This window comes from Gemmobacter fulvus (genome assembly GCF_018798885.1).
Taxonomy (GTDB): domain Bacteria; phylum Pseudomonadota; class Alphaproteobacteria; order Rhodobacterales; family Rhodobacteraceae; genus Gemmobacter; species Gemmobacter fulvus.
The window spans coordinates 3,213,484-3,227,478 of sequence record NZ_CP076361.1 but is presented as its reverse complement, the minus strand read 5'-3'; the positions used below and the strand labels follow the sequence as shown (position 1 = coordinate 3,227,478).

Sequence of the window (13,995 nt, the reverse complement as noted above, 5' to 3'; positions counted from 1 at the left end):
GGGGCGATGCCCGAACGCAGTGAAAGTGACAGCCGCAAGCTGCTGCGGCGTTTGCGCGACAGTCTGGCCCTGCCCGGAAAAGGGCAGGACCGACTGGACAGGATCACCCATCTGATCGCGGATTCCATGGGCACCGAAGTGTGTTCCATCTATCTGTTCCGCGATGAGGATACGCTGGAACTCTGCGCGACCGAGGGTCTGAACAAGGCGTCGGTGCACAAGACACGGCTGCGGCTGGGCGAAGGCCTTGTCGGCCGGGTCGCGCGCAGTGCCACCCCGATCAACGCCGCCGATGCGCCCTCGGAAAAGGGCTTCCGCTTCATGCCGGAAACCGGCGAAGAGATTTACTCCAGCTTTCTGGGCGTGCCGATCCAGCGCGTCGGGGAAAAGCTGGGCGTGCTGGTCGTGCAGTCCAAGATCGCGCGGCAATTCTCGGATGACGAGGTTTATGCGCTGGAAGTCGTGGCCATGGTGCTGGCCGAAATGACCGAACTCGGGGCCTTTGCCGGTGGCGATGGTGACGGCATGGCGACGCTGCACAAACAGCCGGTGATGTTCCGGGGCAGCACCGGGCAGGAAGGCGCCTCCGAAGGCCGCGTCTGGCTGCACGAGCCGCGCGTGGTGGTGACCAACCCGGTGGCCGATGATCCGCTGACCGAGATTGACCGCATCCGCGAGGCGGTGGGGCAATTGCGCGTATCGGTAGATGATCTTCTGTCGGCGGAAAGTCTGGACAAGGACCAGAAGCAGGTTCTGGAAGCCTATCGCATGTTCGCCAATTCGCGCGGCTGGCTGAAGCGCATGGAAGAAGACATCGCGCGCGGCCTCTCGGCCGAAGCTGCCGTGGAAAAGGAACAGTCCGCCGCCCGCGCCCGGCTGGAACAGGTGCCCGACGCCTATCTGCGCGACCGGCTGCATGATCTGGATGACCTGTCGAACCGGCTGCTGCGCATCCTGACCGGGCAAGGTGCCGATACCGGGGCCGAGATGCCGGAAAATCCGGTGCTGATCGCGCGCAATATCGGCCCTGCGGAATTGCTGGAATACGGGCGCAAGCTGAAGGGCGTGGTGCTGGAAGAAGGCTCGGTCGGATCACATGCGGCGATTGTTGCGCGGGCGCTGACCATTCCCTTGGTGATCCATGCTGAACGCATCACCTCCGAGGCGCTGAATGGCGACCATATCCTTGTCGATGGCGATACTGGCGTCGTGCATCTGCGCCCCGATGATGCCGTGGCCCGCAGCTTTCGCGACAAGATCGCCATGCAGGCCAAGGCGCAGGAGCGGTATACCTCGTTGCGCGGGCTGCCCGCACAATCGAAATGCGGCACCGTCACCCGGCTGTTGATGAATGCCGGGCTGATGGCGGATCTGCCCTCCATCGAAGGCTCGGGGGCCGAAGGGGTGGGCCTGTTCCGCACCGAATTGCAGTTCCTGATCCGCAACCAGATGCCCAAACGCGACGAGCTGGCCAAGCTTTATGCCCGGGTGATGGAGGCCGCCAAGGGCCGCCCCGTCGCCTTCCGCACGCTGGACATCGGCTCGGACAAGGTGCTGCCCTACATGAAGCCGCAGGACGAACCCAACCCGGCCATGGGCTGGCGGGCGATCCGGGTCGGGCTGGACAAGCCCGGTGTGCTGCGGATGCAGTTGCAGGCGCTGTTGCGCGCCTCGGCCGGGCGGGATCTGACGGTGATGTTCCCCTTCGTCAGCGAGTTGAGCGAATTCACCACCGCGCGCGACCATCTGCTGCGCGAGCGTGACCGCGAAGCGGCGTTGGGGCATCCGGTACCCGAGACGCTGCGCATCGGGGCGATGCTGGAGACGCCAAGCCTCGCCTTTGCCCCGAAACAGTTCTTCGATCTGGCCGATTTCATCTCTATCGGTGGCAATGACCTCAAGCAGTTCTTCTTTGCCGCTGACCGCGAGAATGAACGGGTGCGCAGGCGCTATGACACGCTGAATGTCAGTTTCCTGACCTTCCTGAGCAAGATCGTCGCGCGCTGTGCCGAAAGTGAAACCCAGCTGTCCTTCTGTGGCGAGGATGCGGGCCGCCCGATCGAGGCGATGTGCTTTGCGGCCCTTGGCATTGGCACGCTGTCGATGCGCCCGGCCTCGATTGGCCCGGTGAAATCGCTGCTGCGGCAGGTGGATCTGCGCGAAGTGCGTGCCGTGATGGATGACGCCCGCGCTGCCGGGCTGGAAAGCGTGCGTCCGGCGATGATGGGCTGGCTGGCCACTTTGCCGGAGTGATCGGCCTTGCGTGACGCCGCTCAGGCGTTGCGCAGCAAGGGGCGCACGTTTGCCGCCTCGTTGAACCGCTGGATCACCCGCTCTGCGTCATGGGTCTGGGCGTGGCGCAACAGCGCAAAGCGGATGCGCGCCAGTTCGCGGTAATGGCTGAGGAAAGTGGCATTGAGCGCCGCACCCGACAGCGCCCCCAGCACCGGCACCGATTGCGCGGCAAGCTTCTGCCCCAGGGCGGCGGCGATCTTGGGGGCCAGCGTGCTGATCAGCCGCTGCAAGGCCGGGCCGGTGAGGGTGATGCGCGCACTGATGAAAGCGGTGTTGACGCCATCATCCCGCGCCATCGGGCTGCCCGAGGCAAAGATTTGCAGGATCTCGGCCTTGACCCATTCCTCTGCCGGATCAAAGCCTTCGGCCTCGGCGGCGGTGCAGATCGTGTGCAGGATCAGGGTGATGGTCACCGGCAGTTCTGCCACCGAGGTGGCAAGCCCGCCCGCCCCGCCCGCAGCCCCGGCCAGCGCCGCGACAATCGGTGCTGCCGCCCCGCCCAGATCCGGCGCATGCCGCCCAAGCTTCGCCACGGTGAACGCCCGGTCCAGACTGGCCAGCGTGACCGCATCAATCTGGCGGCGCAACCCGTCGGGCAGTAGTGACAACCGGCTTTCCAGCGAGCCGCCCACCTTGTTCAGCACCGCCATCAACGGCCCGCCCGCCTTGCGCGCGCGCTTGGCAAGCAGGGCGATTTCCACCTCGGGGAAAGGTGCGGTCGGCAGGGCGGGAAGCGGGTCACTGTCACTCATGCGTCAAAGGTAAGCATGGGCGCGCGGCATCGCAATGGGCAGGACGTTGCGAGAGGTAAAAGCTCTGGATCCGGCACCCTGCTCCGCAGTTCAGGCGTGCGCCTTCACCACGGGGCCCTGCACCCCCTGCCAGGCATTGCGTACCAGTTCCAGCCCCAGCACACGGTCGGGGTTGGTGGGGGGCGGCATGACCACATGATCCAGCTTGCGAAAGCCGAAGCGGCTGTAATAGGGCGCGTCGCCGACCAGCAGCACCCGTTCCCAGCCAAGGCGGCGGGCCTCGGCCAGACTTTCGTTGATCAGCAGCCCGCCCAGCCCCTCGCCCTGCCGTGTCGGGTGCACCGCCACCGGCCCCAGCAGCAGCACGTCCTGGCCATCGACCTCGACCGGCCAATAGCGGATTACCGCCGCCAGCGTGCGCTCTTCATCGCGCAGCACAAGGCAGAGCGGTGCCACCGTGGCCACACCATCCCGCAGACGATAGGAGGACAATGCGGTGCGGCCCGGTGCAAAGCACAGGTCATACAGCGCCTCGACCTCCCACCAGTCGGCCTCGGTTTCCTCTTCGAGATGATACATCACACCCCCCGTGGCCGGGCAGGCGCTGGCCCGGCGGAATCAATCGGCCCCGCCGCGTAACATGCAGACATGACAGGAGCAAATCGGAAACACCCTTTCGCGCGGCGCAGCGGCTGCCTAAGCTTGGGCAGCACAGACGGAGGCAGCAGGATGCAGCGCAAGATCGGGGTGATCGGCGGATCAGGGGTCTATCAGATCGAGGGCCTGGAGGGGGCAGGATGGACCGCAGTGGAGACACCATGGGGGGCCCCCTCGGACCAGATCCTGACTGGGCGGCTGGCCGGGATTGAGATGGCCTTTCTGCCGCGCCATGGCCGTGGCCACCGCCACGCCCCGGGCGATCTGCCCTACCGCGCCAATATCGACGCGCTGAAACGGCTGGGCTGCACCGATGTGATTGCCGTCTCGGCGGTGGGCAGCCTGCGCGAGGATTTCCGCCCCGGCGACATGGTGGTGGTGGATCAGTTCATCGACCGCAGCACCAGCCGCGAACCATCGTTTTTCGGCAGCGGCTGTGTGGCGCATGTCAGCCTCGCCGACCCGACCTGCCCGGCGCTGTCTGCCGCCTGCGCCACGGCGCTGCGCGATACGGGGGCGGTGGTGCATGTGGGCGGCACCGCGCTGACCATCGAGGGGCCGCAATTTTCCACCCGCGCCGAATCGCGGCTCTATCGCAGCTGGGGCTGCGATGTGATCGGCATGACGGCGATGCCGGAGGCCAGGCTCGCCCGCGAGGCAGAGCTCTGTTACGCCTCGGTCGCCATGGTGACGGATTACGATTGCTGGCACCCCGATCACGGCGCGGTGGATGTGGCGGCGGTGATTGCGGTGCTGAGTGCCAATGCCGGAGTGGCCAAGGCGATGATTGCGGCACTGCCGCCGATCCTCGGGACCGGGCGCAGGCCCTGCCCGGCGGGCTGCGATCATGCGCTGGATCATGCGGTGATGACGGCCCCGGCGCAGCGCGACCCGGCGCTGCTGGCCCGGCTGGACGCGGTTGCGGGCCGGATCCTCGGGGCCTGACGGCCCGCGCCGAAAAACGGTGGGGGCGCGATCTTGGTAACTGCGCCTTAACCTTTGCGCGTTAGACCGGACAAGCCGGATGTCACCCCGTCCGGTTGGGCGCTGCTTGCACCACGTGACCCAAACGACCCCGCCGGACTAACCCACCGGCGGGGTATCTCTCCCCCAGCCCGGCCTTTGGAGGCATCGAGCCTCCGCAGGCCGATTGCCATGGACAGCGGCACAGACGGTGCCTGTGCCACGCCACCTGCCCTCGCGGAACGCCTCAGGCGCGTAGCACCGCACCGGGGTTGAGGATGCCCTGCGGATCCAGCGCCGCCTTGATCGCCCGCATCGCGGCAAGTTTTGCGGGATCGCCGTAATGCTCCAGATCACCCACTTTCAGGCGGCCAATGCCATGTTCGGCACTGACCGATCCGTCAAAGTGATCTACCAGATCATGCACACAGGTCTTGATCGCCTCGCGCTCTGCCTCGTGATCCTTGCGGCTGCGACCCGGCATCGGGAACACGTTGTAATGCAGATTGCCGTCGCCAAGATGGCCGAAGCAATTGATGCGGAAGCTGCCGATCCGGGCCAGCGCCGGACCAACCGCCGCCAGAAACGCCGGAATAGCCCCCAGCGGCAGCGCAATGTCATGCGACGAGATGGCCCCGATACGGCGATTGGCCTGCGGGATGTTTTCGCGCAGCGCCCAGAAGGCGGCGCGTTGCGCGGTGGATTGCGCGATCACCCCATCCAGCACCAGATCGCCTGCCGCCGCATAAAGATCGGCCAGCGTGTCGGCCGGATCCATGCCAGAGGCGAGGCCGAGATCAATCAGCACCACCCATTCGGGCGGATGAGCGAAGGGTTGCCGCACCTGTGGCAACGTTTCGCTGAGGAAATCGAGGCCCTGCCGGTGGATCAGCTCGAACCCCGAAACCATGCCCGCCAGACGCGCCTGCGCCAGCGCCAGCAGGCGCAGCGCGGCCTCGGGATCCGGCACCACAAAGAACGCAGCGCCTTCGGCAGCCGGGCGCGGCACCAGCTTGAGGCTGGCGGCGGTGATCACGCCCAGCGTGCCTTCGGAGCCGATCAGCAGGTTGCGCAGGTCATAGCCGGTATTGTCCTTGCGCAGCCGCTTCAGCCCCTGCAACACCGTGCCATCCGCCAGCACCGCCTCCAGCCCCAGACAGAGGTCGCGGGCATTGCCATAGCGCAGCACATTCACCCCGCCCGCATTGGTCGCCAGATTGCCCGCGATGCGACAAGAACCTTGCGACGCGAGGCTGAGCGGGAACAGCCGGTCCGCCGCCTCGGCGGCTGCCTGCACATCGGCCAGCACGGCGCCACCTTCGGCGATCAGCACGTTTTCGTCGGGATAGACCGCGCGGATTGCCGCCATACGCTCCAGCGACAGAAGCAATGGCACCGGGCCTGCGGGCAGGATCTGCCCGCCCACAAGGCCGGTGCCGCCGCCGAGGGGCACCAGCCCGACCCGCGCTGCGGCACAGGCACGCAGGATCTGCGCCACCTGCTGCACATCGCGCGGCACCGCCACGGCGGCCCCCTGCCCCAGCCAGCGGCCACGCGGGTCTTCGACATCGGCGGGCGTCACCGGGCGCAACAGCGCCTCGGGCAGCGTGGCAAGAAAGGTGGCATCAGCGGCGTTCAGCATCCGGCTCTCCTCGGGCCATGGGCCTCAGCCCACATCGGTGCGGCCCCGGCGGTCTGACCGCAGATTGGCGTAAAGCACATGGTTGCGCCAGCGCCCGGCGATTTGCAGATAACTTTGCGCCACGCCTTCGTATTTGAAGCCGGTCTTTTCCAGCACCCCGCGCGAGGCCTGATTTTCCGGCAGGCAGGCAGCCTCGATCCGGCTCAGATCCAGCGCGGTAAAGGCGTGATGCACCAGCGTCAGGATCGCCTCGCGCATATAGCCCTGCCGCGCGTGGCGTGCACCGATCCAATAACCCAGCGTGCCCGCCTGCACCGGACCACGGCGGATATTGTCGAGCGTGATCGCGCCCAGCAGCGCCTGATCGTCGCGGCGGATCATCAGCACCGGCAAGGCCGTGCCCTGCGCCACCGCCCGCTGCGCCCAATAGACCCGGTTGGTATAGGCCTTGCGTGACAGATGATCCTGCGACCAGACCGGCTCCCACGGGTTCAGAAACGCCGCACTTTCGGCGCGCAGCTCGGCCCAGGCCCGGTAATCCACATGCGTCGGCAGGCGCAGCGACATGCGCTCCGTCTCGATGCGCAGCTTGCGGCGCAGGCCGAACATCAGGCGGCCAGTCCGGCCCGGATGTCCGCCAGACCCGGCGCTTCAGCCACCGGACCATACAGCGCCAGCGCCGCTTTTGACGCGGCCATTTCGGCGGCATAGCGGCGCACATCTGCCGTAGTCACCGCGTCGATCTTGGCCACCGCCTCGTCGACATCAGGCACCCGGCCCCAGATCGCCAGCAAGCGCGCCAGCCGTTCGGCACGCGACGACGGGCTTTCCAGCCCCATCAGCAGCCCGGCCTTCAGTTGCGCCCGCGCCCGCGCCACTTCGGCCTCGGTCATGTCTTCGGCGGCGCGTTTCAGCTCGGCGACGGTCAACTGCGTCAGATCGGCGATTTCGGCGGCGCTGGTGCCCGCATAGATCGTGATTGCGCCGGTATCCTCATAGGCACCGGACTGGGCGAAGATCGAATAACACAGTCCGCGCTCTTCGCGGATCTTCTGGAACAGCCGCGAGGACATGCCGCCCCCCAGCGCCGTGGCATAGATCTGCGCAGTATAGACATCGGCATGGCGATAGCCCGGAGCCTCGAAGGACAGGGCGAAATGCACCTGCTCCAGATCCTTCACCTCGCGCCGCTCGCCGCCGCCAAACCGTGCGCGTTCGATCACCGGCGCGCCAACCGGGGTCAGGCCGCCAAAGATCGCGGTAGCCTGCGCCACGATGCTGTCGTGATCGACACCGCCCGCCGCCGACAGGATCATCTGATCCGGCCCGTAATGTTCGGCCACAAAGCGCAACAGATCCTCGCGGGTGAAGGACGAGACCCGCTCCTCCAGCCCGAGGATGGTGCGGCCAAACGGCTGGTCAGGGTAGCTGACATCCTGCAACCAGTCAAAGATGATGTCATCGGGCGTATCCAGCGCCTGCCCGATTTCCTGAAGGATCACATGGCGCTCCACCTCGATCTCTTTCGGGTCGAACACCGGATTGAGCACGATGTCGGCAATCACATCCAGCGCGAGGCTGACATCGGCCGACAGCACCCGCGCGTAATAGGCGGTCATGTCCTTGGAGGTATAGGCGTTGATATACCCCCCCACATCCTCGATCTCTTCCGCGATCTGCAAGGCGCTGCGCTTCTGGGTGCCCTTGAAGGCCATATGTTCCAGAAAATGTGCAATGCCGTTCTGCTCGGCCCGCTCATGCCGCCCGCCCGCCGTCACCCAGATGCCGACCGAGGCGGATTTCAGCCCCGGCATATGTTCGGTGACGATGCGGAACCCGTTGGGAAGCGTGGCAATGTTCAGCGTCAACGCGCGATCCTTTCGCGGATGAGGGTTTGCAGCGCGTCCAGATCATTGGGCACGCGGGTCTGGCGTTCGGGGCGGTCGAACAGATCGGCCATGCGCGGCGGCAGTGCCGGGCGGGCCCCCATCGCGCGTTCCACCGCATCGGGGAACTTGGCCGGATGTGCCGTTGCCAGCGTGATCATCGGCGCCGCGCCAAGATGTTCTTCGGCCACCTTCACCCCCACCGCGCCATGCGGACAGAGGATCTCGCCGGTTGCGGCGAATTGCGCGCGGATCGTCGCCAGCGTTTCCTCTTCGGAACAGCGGCCCGAGGCAAAAGTATCGCGCAGCATCTGCACCGCGCCCTGGCTGATGGTGAAGCCGCCGGATTTCAGCTCGGCCATCAGCGCAGAAATCGCCGCACCGTCGCGACCATAGGCGTCGAACAGCGCCCGCTCGAAATTCGACGACACCTGAATATCCATCGACGGGCTGATCGAAGGTTTGACCCCATCCATCACATAGGCGCCCGAGGTCATCGCCCGGTCCAGAATGTCATTCTGGTTGGTGGCAATCACCAGCGTGTCGATTGGCAGACCCATCTTGCGGGCGATATAGCCTGCGAAGATGTCGCCGAAATTGCCGGTCGGCACGGTGAAGCTGACGGCGCGATGCGGCGCGCCCAGGCTGACGGCGGACGAGAAATAATAGACGACCTGTGCCAGAACCCGCGCCCAGTTGATGCTGTTCACCCCCGCCAGCCGCACGCCATCGCGGAAGGCGAAATCGTTGAACATATCCTTCACGCGCGCCTGACAATCGTCAAAATCGCCATCCATCGCCAGCGCATGCACATTGGCCTCGGCGGGCGTGGTCATCTGGCGGCGCTGCACATCCGACACCCGGCCATGCGGGAACAGGATGAACAGATCGACATTGGCAAGGCCACGGAAGGCCTCCATCGCCGCCGATCCGGTATCACCCGAGGTCGCGCCGACAATGGTGATCCGCTCGCCGGTCTTGGCCAGCGCCGCCTGCATCATCTGCCCGATGAGCTGCATGGCGAAATCCTTGAACGCCAGCGTCGGGCCGTGGAACAGTTCCAGCAGGAAATGATTGGGGCCAAGCTGCACCAGCGGCGCGCGCGCGGCATGGCCGAACCCGGCATAGGCCTTTGCGATCAGCCCGTGGAATTCGGTTTCGCTGAAGGTGCCGCCCAGAAACGGCCACATCACCCGAAAGGCGATCTCTTCATAGGGAAGGCCAGCCAGTGCCGCGATATCGGCCTGCGACATCACCGGAACAGTTTCGGGAACGTAAAGCCCGCCATCCCGGGCAAGGCCCGTCATCATGGCTTCACCAAAGCTCAGAACGGGCGCCTGCCCACGGGTCGAGATATATCGCATTCCTGCCCTCATGCTGTCCGCCGTCTGATACGCCAGAGATACAGAACTGTCATCCCCAACCAGACGACCGCCAGCGAAAACCAGGTGATCGCATAGCCGAGATGATCATTGGGAATGGCTGAACTGTCCACCGGCAGCGGCTCGATCCCATCCACCACCGGCGCACGGGCGATGATGAGGGTGGGTTCGGTGTTCAGCGCCTTCGCCATGGCGGGCACGTCACGGGCAAACCACAGGCCTTTGGCCAGATCGGGCGCGGGGGTATAGCTGTCCACCTCTTGCGGCTGATGCAGATTGCCGATCACCGTCACCGGGCCTTGCGGCAGATCGACCTGCTCGCCCTCGGGCACAAAGCCCAGATCGACCAGAACCCGGCGCCCGGACACATCCAGCACCGCGATCCGCCGATAGCCGGCCCCCACCTGCTTGCGGCTGACCAGCACGCGCAGCGACTCGCCGGTCAGCCGCCCTTCGGCCCGCACCGGCGTATACCGCCACTCGCCGCCCGGGCCGGGCAAGGGCACCGGATCGGCGGCAATACGCGCGTCAATCTCGGCCAGAACGCCCTGTTTCCACGCCAGCCGCTGCACCTGCCATGTGCCCAGACCGATCAGGATCGCCGCCCCGATCAGGCCGAACAACATCGGCAAAATCATCCGCGCTGTCATCACCACCTCCACGCAAAGGAAAAGCGCGCGCCATCCGGCACGCGCTTGACCGAGGGATTACGGGCCGCCGAAAGGCCAGCCCGCCCCGGGATCACTGACCCCAGACGTAAACCGCTGCAAACAGGAACAGCCAGACCACATCGACGAAGTGCCAGTACCAGGCTGCTGCTTCAAAGCCGATGTGCTGCTCAGGCGTGAAGTGGCCCTTGAGCGCGCGGATCAAGCAGACGGTCAGGAAGATCGTGCCGATCACCACATGGAAGCCATGGAAGCCGGTCGCCATGTAGAAGTTCGCGGCATAGATATTGCCGGCAAAACCAAAGGCGGCGTGGCTGTATTCATAGGCTTGCAGCACGGTGAAGAACACACCCAGCACGATGGCGAGGATCAGGCCATTCACCAGATCCTTGCGGTTGTTCTCATGCGCCAGCGCATGGTGGGCCCAGGTGGCCGCAGCGCCCGAACACAGCAGGATCAGCGTGTTGATCAGCGGCAGGTGCCAGGGGTCGAAGGTCTGGATGCCTTCCGGCGGGAACACACCGTCCACCATCGGGCTGAGCGGCCCCATCGGGTACATGGCATGTTTGAAGAACGACCAGAACCATGCGGCAAAGAACATGACTTCCGACATGATGAACATGATGAAGCCATAGCGCAGCCCGATCCGCACCACCGGGGTGTGATCGCCGGTCTGGGCCTCATGCACCACATCCGACCACCACGCATACATGACATACAGCACCAGCGCGAGGCCGATCAGCCCCAGCCAGGGGCCCGAGCCATGCATCCACAGCACAGCGCCGAACAGCATGATGAAACCACCAACCGAGCCGAGGAAGGGCCAGATCGACGGTGGCAGAACGTGATAGTCGTGGTTCTTGGCGTGGGCCATTTGGGGTTCCCTCGTTGTCTTGTCAGTTTACGTCGCTGGTGGCAGGGGCGGCAAGGCCCGCCTGCTCTGCCGGAAGCGCGGTTTCGTGGAAGGTGTAGGAAAGGGTGATTTCCTTCACATATTTGCCGTCCCGGTCATTCACGATCTCGGGGTCGACATAGAAAGTCACCGGCATGATCGCGGTTTCGCCCGGGCCCAGAACCTGCTGTTCAAAACAGAAACAGTCGATCTTGGTGAAATATCCGCCCGCCATGTCAGGCGTGACGTTGTAACTTGCGGTGCCCGCCACAGCGCGGTCGGTCGGGTTGTGCGCCTCATAGAAGGCCAGCCCGGTTTCGCCGATACGGATGCGCATCGACACCTGCTGCGGCTTGAAATCCCAAGGCATGCCCGCCTCTTTCGAGGCGTCAAACCGCACCAGAACCGTGCGGTCCAGCATGTGATCCGCGCCCTGCCCGGCCACGCCGACCGTGCCCGCATAGCCCGTCACCCGGCAGAACCAGTCATAGAAGGGCACGGCGGCAAAGCTGAGCGACAGCATCGTGGCCGCCACGCCCAGCAGGGCGAAGCCGGTTTTCTTCTGCGGTGTCATCGCCATCAGTTGCCCCCCTCTGCCGGAACAATGGCCGGGCGCGGCGCATGGTCATAGGCTTCCATCGACATGCCGCGGGTCACTTTGACCACCGTCAGCCCGAACACCAGCGCCACAAAGGCCACCAGCACCAGCCCGAGGCCAAGATTGCGCCCGAAGCGCCGCCGATAGATCTCGTGCTGCGGAGGAAAAGATGCCATTACCAGCCCCCCATGCCCCAGGGTTTCAGCGCCGCTTCCGCAAGGAAGGCCCCGAAATGCAGGAACAGGTAAAGAAGTGAGAATTTGAACACCGATTTTTCGGTGGCATAACCATCGGCCTCGGCCTGCGCCTCGTCCCGGCGCCAGATGCGCCAGGCACCCAGCATGAACCCGGCATTCAGCACCACCGACACCGCCATGTAGATCGGCCCACCAATCGAGGTGAACCCTGCCGCCAGCGCAAAGGGCACCAGCGCAATGGTATAGACCAGAATGTGATTGCGGGTGCTGCGCTTGCCATGAGTCACGGTCAGCATCGGCACACCGGCCTTTTCGTAGTCGCTGTTCATGAACAGCGCCAGCGACCAGAAATGCGGCGGCGTCCACATGAAGATCAGCATGAACATCAGGCATGCCTCGACCGACACGCTGCCGGTAGCGGCCACCCAGCCGACCATGGGCGGGAAGGCCCCGGCCGCGCCGCCGATCACGATGTTCTGCGGCGTGGAGCGTTTGAGCCACATCGAATAGACGACGGCATAAAAGAAGATGGTGAAGGCCAGAAGGGCGGCGGCCAGCACATTCGCGGCCAGTGCCAGCATCATCACCGAAATGCCCGACAGCGCCAGACCAAGCCCCAGCGCCTCGCCCGGCTGCACCTTGCCCGACGGGATCGGGCGGCTTTGCGTGCGGCGCATCACCTGGTCGATATCGGCATCCCACCACATATTGAGCGCGCCCGAGGCCCCCGCCCCCAATGCGATGAACAGCACCGAGGTGAAGGCCACGAAAGGATGCACCGACACGGGGGCCACCAGCAGGCCGACAAGGGCGGTAAACACCACAAGCGACATCACGCGCGGCTTCAGCAGGGCCACGAAATCACCGAAACCGGCCTCGGCCGGTCCGGTCTCCGTCAACCCGCGAGTGGCGTGAATGTCGCTCATGCTTTGGTCCTTTGGTTGGATCAGGCGGCAAGGCCTTCCGGCCTGCCGCCCGCCTGCCTGTCTGTCAGATCAGTTGTTCGAGGCCACGGTCAGTGGTGCCGGATTGGCCGCCAGCGTCACATCGCCGACTTTCGCGCGGGCCAGCCAGGCGTCATACACCTCTTGCGAGACCACTTTGACGGTGATCGGCATATAGGCATGTTCCTTGCCGCACAGCTCCGAGCACTGGCCATAGAACACGCCTTCAACCTCGGGCTTGAACCACAGCTGCGCCAGACGGCCCGGCACGCCATCCTGTTTCACGCCGAAGGCCGGGATGGTCCAGGAGTGGATCACGTCCGACGCCGTCACCTGCATCACGATGGTCTTGCCCACCGGCAGAACCACGGCGGTATCGGTTGCCAGCAGGAAGTCTTCCTTGGCATAACCAGCGGCCACCAGTTTCGCCTCGACATCCGGGGTCAGTATCAGTGCATCGTCGGTGCCCGGCCCGCCGATCATGAAGCTGGTGAATTCAACGTCTTCACCGACATATTCGTAAGACCAGTTCCACTGGTTGCCCGTCACCTTGATGACGATATCGCCTTCCGGAATTTCCTGCTGCTTAAACAGAACCGGCAGCGAGAAGGCCCCGATGAACACCAGAACCAGAATCGGAACCAGCGTCCATGCGATCTCGATCGGGGTGTTGTGGGTGAAGGTGGCAGGCTTGGGGTTGGCTTTGCGGTTGAAGCGCACAAAGCTGTAGATCATCAGCGCGGTCACAAACACCACGATCACGCCGATGATGATGTTCAGCATATGGTCCAGGCCTTGCAACTCGCGCGCCAGTTCGGTCGCCGCAGGCTGAAAGCCGGTCATCTTGTCCACCGGACGGCCGATCACCGGCAGTTCCTGCGCAAGGGCGGCCCCTGCGCCCATCAGCGCGGCCATGCCCGCAGCGAGACCGGAAAGGTTCTTCATCAGTCGCATGTTCGTATCCCGTTCGAAGTGCGGCTTTTCGTCCGCTTCTCGGCCATGCCCGAAAGCCGGGCAGAATCCCGTTGTTTCTGATGCCGTTGAAACCATATTAGGCACAGAACGACAAGCAAAACCGTGCGACAAACCGCCGCCAATTGATCAGGATCAAGGACGCCC

14 protein-coding genes are annotated in these 13,995 nt (G+C 64.7%); 2 read left to right on the top strand and 12 right to left on the bottom strand.

Features of this window, described 5'->3' with window-relative positions; genetic code table 11:
• Nucleotides 1-6 precede the first annotated feature (6 nt).
• Nucleotides 7-2,253: a phosphoenolpyruvate--protein phosphotransferase gene (gene ptsP, locus KM031_RS15665; protein ID WP_215504520.1), complete on the top strand. Its 2,247-nt coding sequence runs from the start codon at nt 7-9 to the stop codon at nt 2,251-2,253.
• A gap of 20 nt (nt 2,254-2,273) precedes the next feature.
• Here ptsP and KM031_RS15660 read toward each other — a convergent pair whose 3' ends face one another.
• Together KM031_RS15660 and KM031_RS15655 are read right to left on the bottom strand one after the other, a co-directional pair.
• Nucleotides 2,274-3,047, bottom strand: coding sequence for an EcsC family protein (locus KM031_RS15660; protein WP_215504521.1), 774 nt, complete (start codon nt 3,045-3,047; stop codon nt 2,274-2,276).
• Nucleotides 3,048-3,137: 90 nt separating this feature from the next.
• Nucleotides 3,138-3,626, bottom strand: coding sequence for a GNAT family N-acetyltransferase (locus KM031_RS15655; RefSeq protein ID WP_215504522.1), 489 nt, complete (start codon nt 3,624-3,626; stop codon nt 3,138-3,140).
• Nucleotides 3,627-3,776: 150 nt separating this feature from the next.
• Here KM031_RS15655 and KM031_RS15650 point away from each other — a divergent pair, with 150 nt between their 5' ends.
• Nucleotides 3,777-4,649 (top strand): S-methyl-5'-thioadenosine phosphorylase, encoded by an 873-nt coding sequence (locus tag KM031_RS15650; protein WP_215504523.1) that lies wholly within the window; start codon nt 3,777-3,779, stop codon nt 4,647-4,649.
• Nucleotides 4,650-4,914: 265 nt separating this feature from the next.
• Here KM031_RS15650 and KM031_RS15645 read toward each other — a convergent pair whose 3' ends face one another.
• From KM031_RS15645 to coxB, 10 genes are all read right to left on the bottom strand, one after another.
• The gene (locus KM031_RS15645) at nt 4,915-6,309 is read right to left on the bottom strand and encodes an FAD-binding oxidoreductase (RefSeq protein WP_215504524.1); all 1,395 of its coding nucleotides are present in this window, start codon (nt 6,307-6,309) and stop codon (nt 4,915-4,917) included.
• A 24-nt stretch (nt 6,310-6,333) separates the two neighbouring features.
• Entirely contained in the window at nt 6,334-6,918 is a 585-nt protein-coding gene (locus tag KM031_RS15640; RefSeq protein ID WP_215504525.1) for a GNAT family N-acetyltransferase, read from the bottom strand.
• Nucleotides 6,918-8,177 carry a M16 family metallopeptidase gene (locus tag KM031_RS15635; RefSeq protein WP_215504526.1) on the bottom strand — a complete coding sequence of 420 codons (1,260 nt, stop codon included), beginning with the start codon at nt 8,175-8,177 and terminating at the stop codon, nt 6,918-6,920. Before KM031_RS15635 ends, KM031_RS15640 begins: the two co-directional genes overlap by 1 nt.
• A complete protein-coding gene (gene thrC / locus KM031_RS15630) occupies nt 8,174-9,559 on the bottom strand; it encodes a threonine synthase (protein WP_215504527.1) in 1,386 nt (461 codons plus the stop codon). Before thrC ends, KM031_RS15635 begins: the two co-directional genes overlap by 4 nt.
• A gap of 8 nt (nt 9,560-9,567) precedes the next feature.
• Nucleotides 9,568-10,227: an SURF1 family protein gene (locus tag KM031_RS15625; protein ID WP_215504528.1), complete on the bottom strand. Its 660-nt coding sequence runs from the start codon at nt 10,225-10,227 to the stop codon at nt 9,568-9,570.
• 91 nt (nt 10,228-10,318) lie between these two features.
• Nucleotides 10,319-11,119, bottom strand: a complete 801-nt coding sequence (locus KM031_RS15620; protein ID WP_215504529.1) for a cytochrome c oxidase subunit 3 — start codon at nt 11,117-11,119, stop codon at nt 10,319-10,321.
• 22 nt (nt 11,120-11,141) lie between these two features.
• On the bottom strand, nt 11,142-11,717 hold the full coding sequence (locus KM031_RS15615; RefSeq protein WP_215504530.1) for a cytochrome c oxidase assembly protein: 576 nt from the start codon (nt 11,715-11,717) through the stop codon (nt 11,142-11,144).
• Nucleotides 11,717-11,911, bottom strand: a complete 195-nt coding sequence (locus KM031_RS15610) for a cytochrome c oxidase system small membrane protein (protein WP_215504531.1) — start codon at nt 11,909-11,911, stop codon at nt 11,717-11,719. Before KM031_RS15610 ends, KM031_RS15615 begins: the two co-directional genes overlap by 1 nt.
• The gene (gene cyoE / locus KM031_RS15605; RefSeq protein WP_215504532.1) at nt 11,911-12,858 is read right to left on the bottom strand and encodes a heme o synthase; all 948 of its coding nucleotides are present in this window, start codon (nt 12,856-12,858) and stop codon (nt 11,911-11,913) included. Before cyoE ends, KM031_RS15610 begins: the two co-directional genes overlap by 1 nt.
• Nucleotides 12,859-12,927: 69 nt before the next feature.
• The gene (gene coxB, locus KM031_RS15600; RefSeq protein WP_215504605.1) at nt 12,928-13,821 is read right to left on the bottom strand and encodes a cytochrome c oxidase subunit II; all 894 of its coding nucleotides are present in this window, start codon (nt 13,819-13,821) and stop codon (nt 12,928-12,930) included.
• Nucleotides 13,822-13,995 lie beyond the last annotated feature (174 nt).

What these genes read in the sequence shown, in the direction of transcription:
- ptsP (WP_215504520.1), top strand. Translation starts at nt 7, where the DNA reads ATGCCCGAACGCAGTGAAAGTGACAGCCGCAAGCTGCTGCGGCGTTTG.
- KM031_RS15660 (WP_215504521.1), bottom strand. Translation starts at nt 3,047, where the DNA reads ATGAGTGACAGTGACCCGCTTCCCGCCCTGCCGACCGCACCTTTCCCC.
- KM031_RS15655 (WP_215504522.1), bottom strand. Translation starts at nt 3,626, where the DNA reads ATGTATCATCTCGAAGAGGAAACCGAGGCCGACTGGTGGGAGGTCGAG.
- KM031_RS15650 (WP_215504523.1), top strand. Translation starts at nt 3,777, where the DNA reads ATGCAGCGCAAGATCGGGGTGATCGGCGGATCAGGGGTCTATCAGATC.
- KM031_RS15645 (WP_215504524.1), bottom strand. Translation starts at nt 6,309, where the DNA reads ATGCTGAACGCCGCTGATGCCACCTTTCTTGCCACGCTGCCCGAGGCG.
- KM031_RS15640 (WP_215504525.1), bottom strand. Translation starts at nt 6,918, where the DNA reads ATGTTCGGCCTGCGCCGCAAGCTGCGCATCGAGACGGAGCGCATGTCG.
- thrC (WP_215504527.1), bottom strand. Translation starts at nt 9,559, where the DNA reads ATGCGATATATCTCGACCCGTGGGCAGGCGCCCGTTCTGAGCTTTGGT.
- KM031_RS15625 (WP_215504528.1), bottom strand. Translation starts at nt 10,227, where the DNA reads ATGACAGCGCGGATGATTTTGCCGATGTTGTTCGGCCTGATCGGGGCG.
- KM031_RS15620 (WP_215504529.1), bottom strand. Translation starts at nt 11,119, where the DNA reads ATGGCCCACGCCAAGAACCACGACTATCACGTTCTGCCACCGTCGATC.
- KM031_RS15615 (WP_215504530.1), bottom strand. Translation starts at nt 11,717, where the DNA reads ATGGCGATGACACCGCAGAAGAAAACCGGCTTCGCCCTGCTGGGCGTG.
- KM031_RS15610 (WP_215504531.1), bottom strand. Translation starts at nt 11,911, where the DNA reads ATGGCATCTTTTCCTCCGCAGCACGAGATCTATCGGCGGCGCTTCGGG.
- cyoE (WP_215504532.1), bottom strand. Translation starts at nt 12,858, where the DNA reads ATGAGCGACATTCACGCCACTCGCGGGTTGACGGAGACCGGACCGGCC.
- coxB (WP_215504605.1), bottom strand. Translation starts at nt 13,821, where the DNA reads ATGAAGAACCTTTCCGGTCTCGCTGCGGGCATGGCCGCGCTGATGGGC.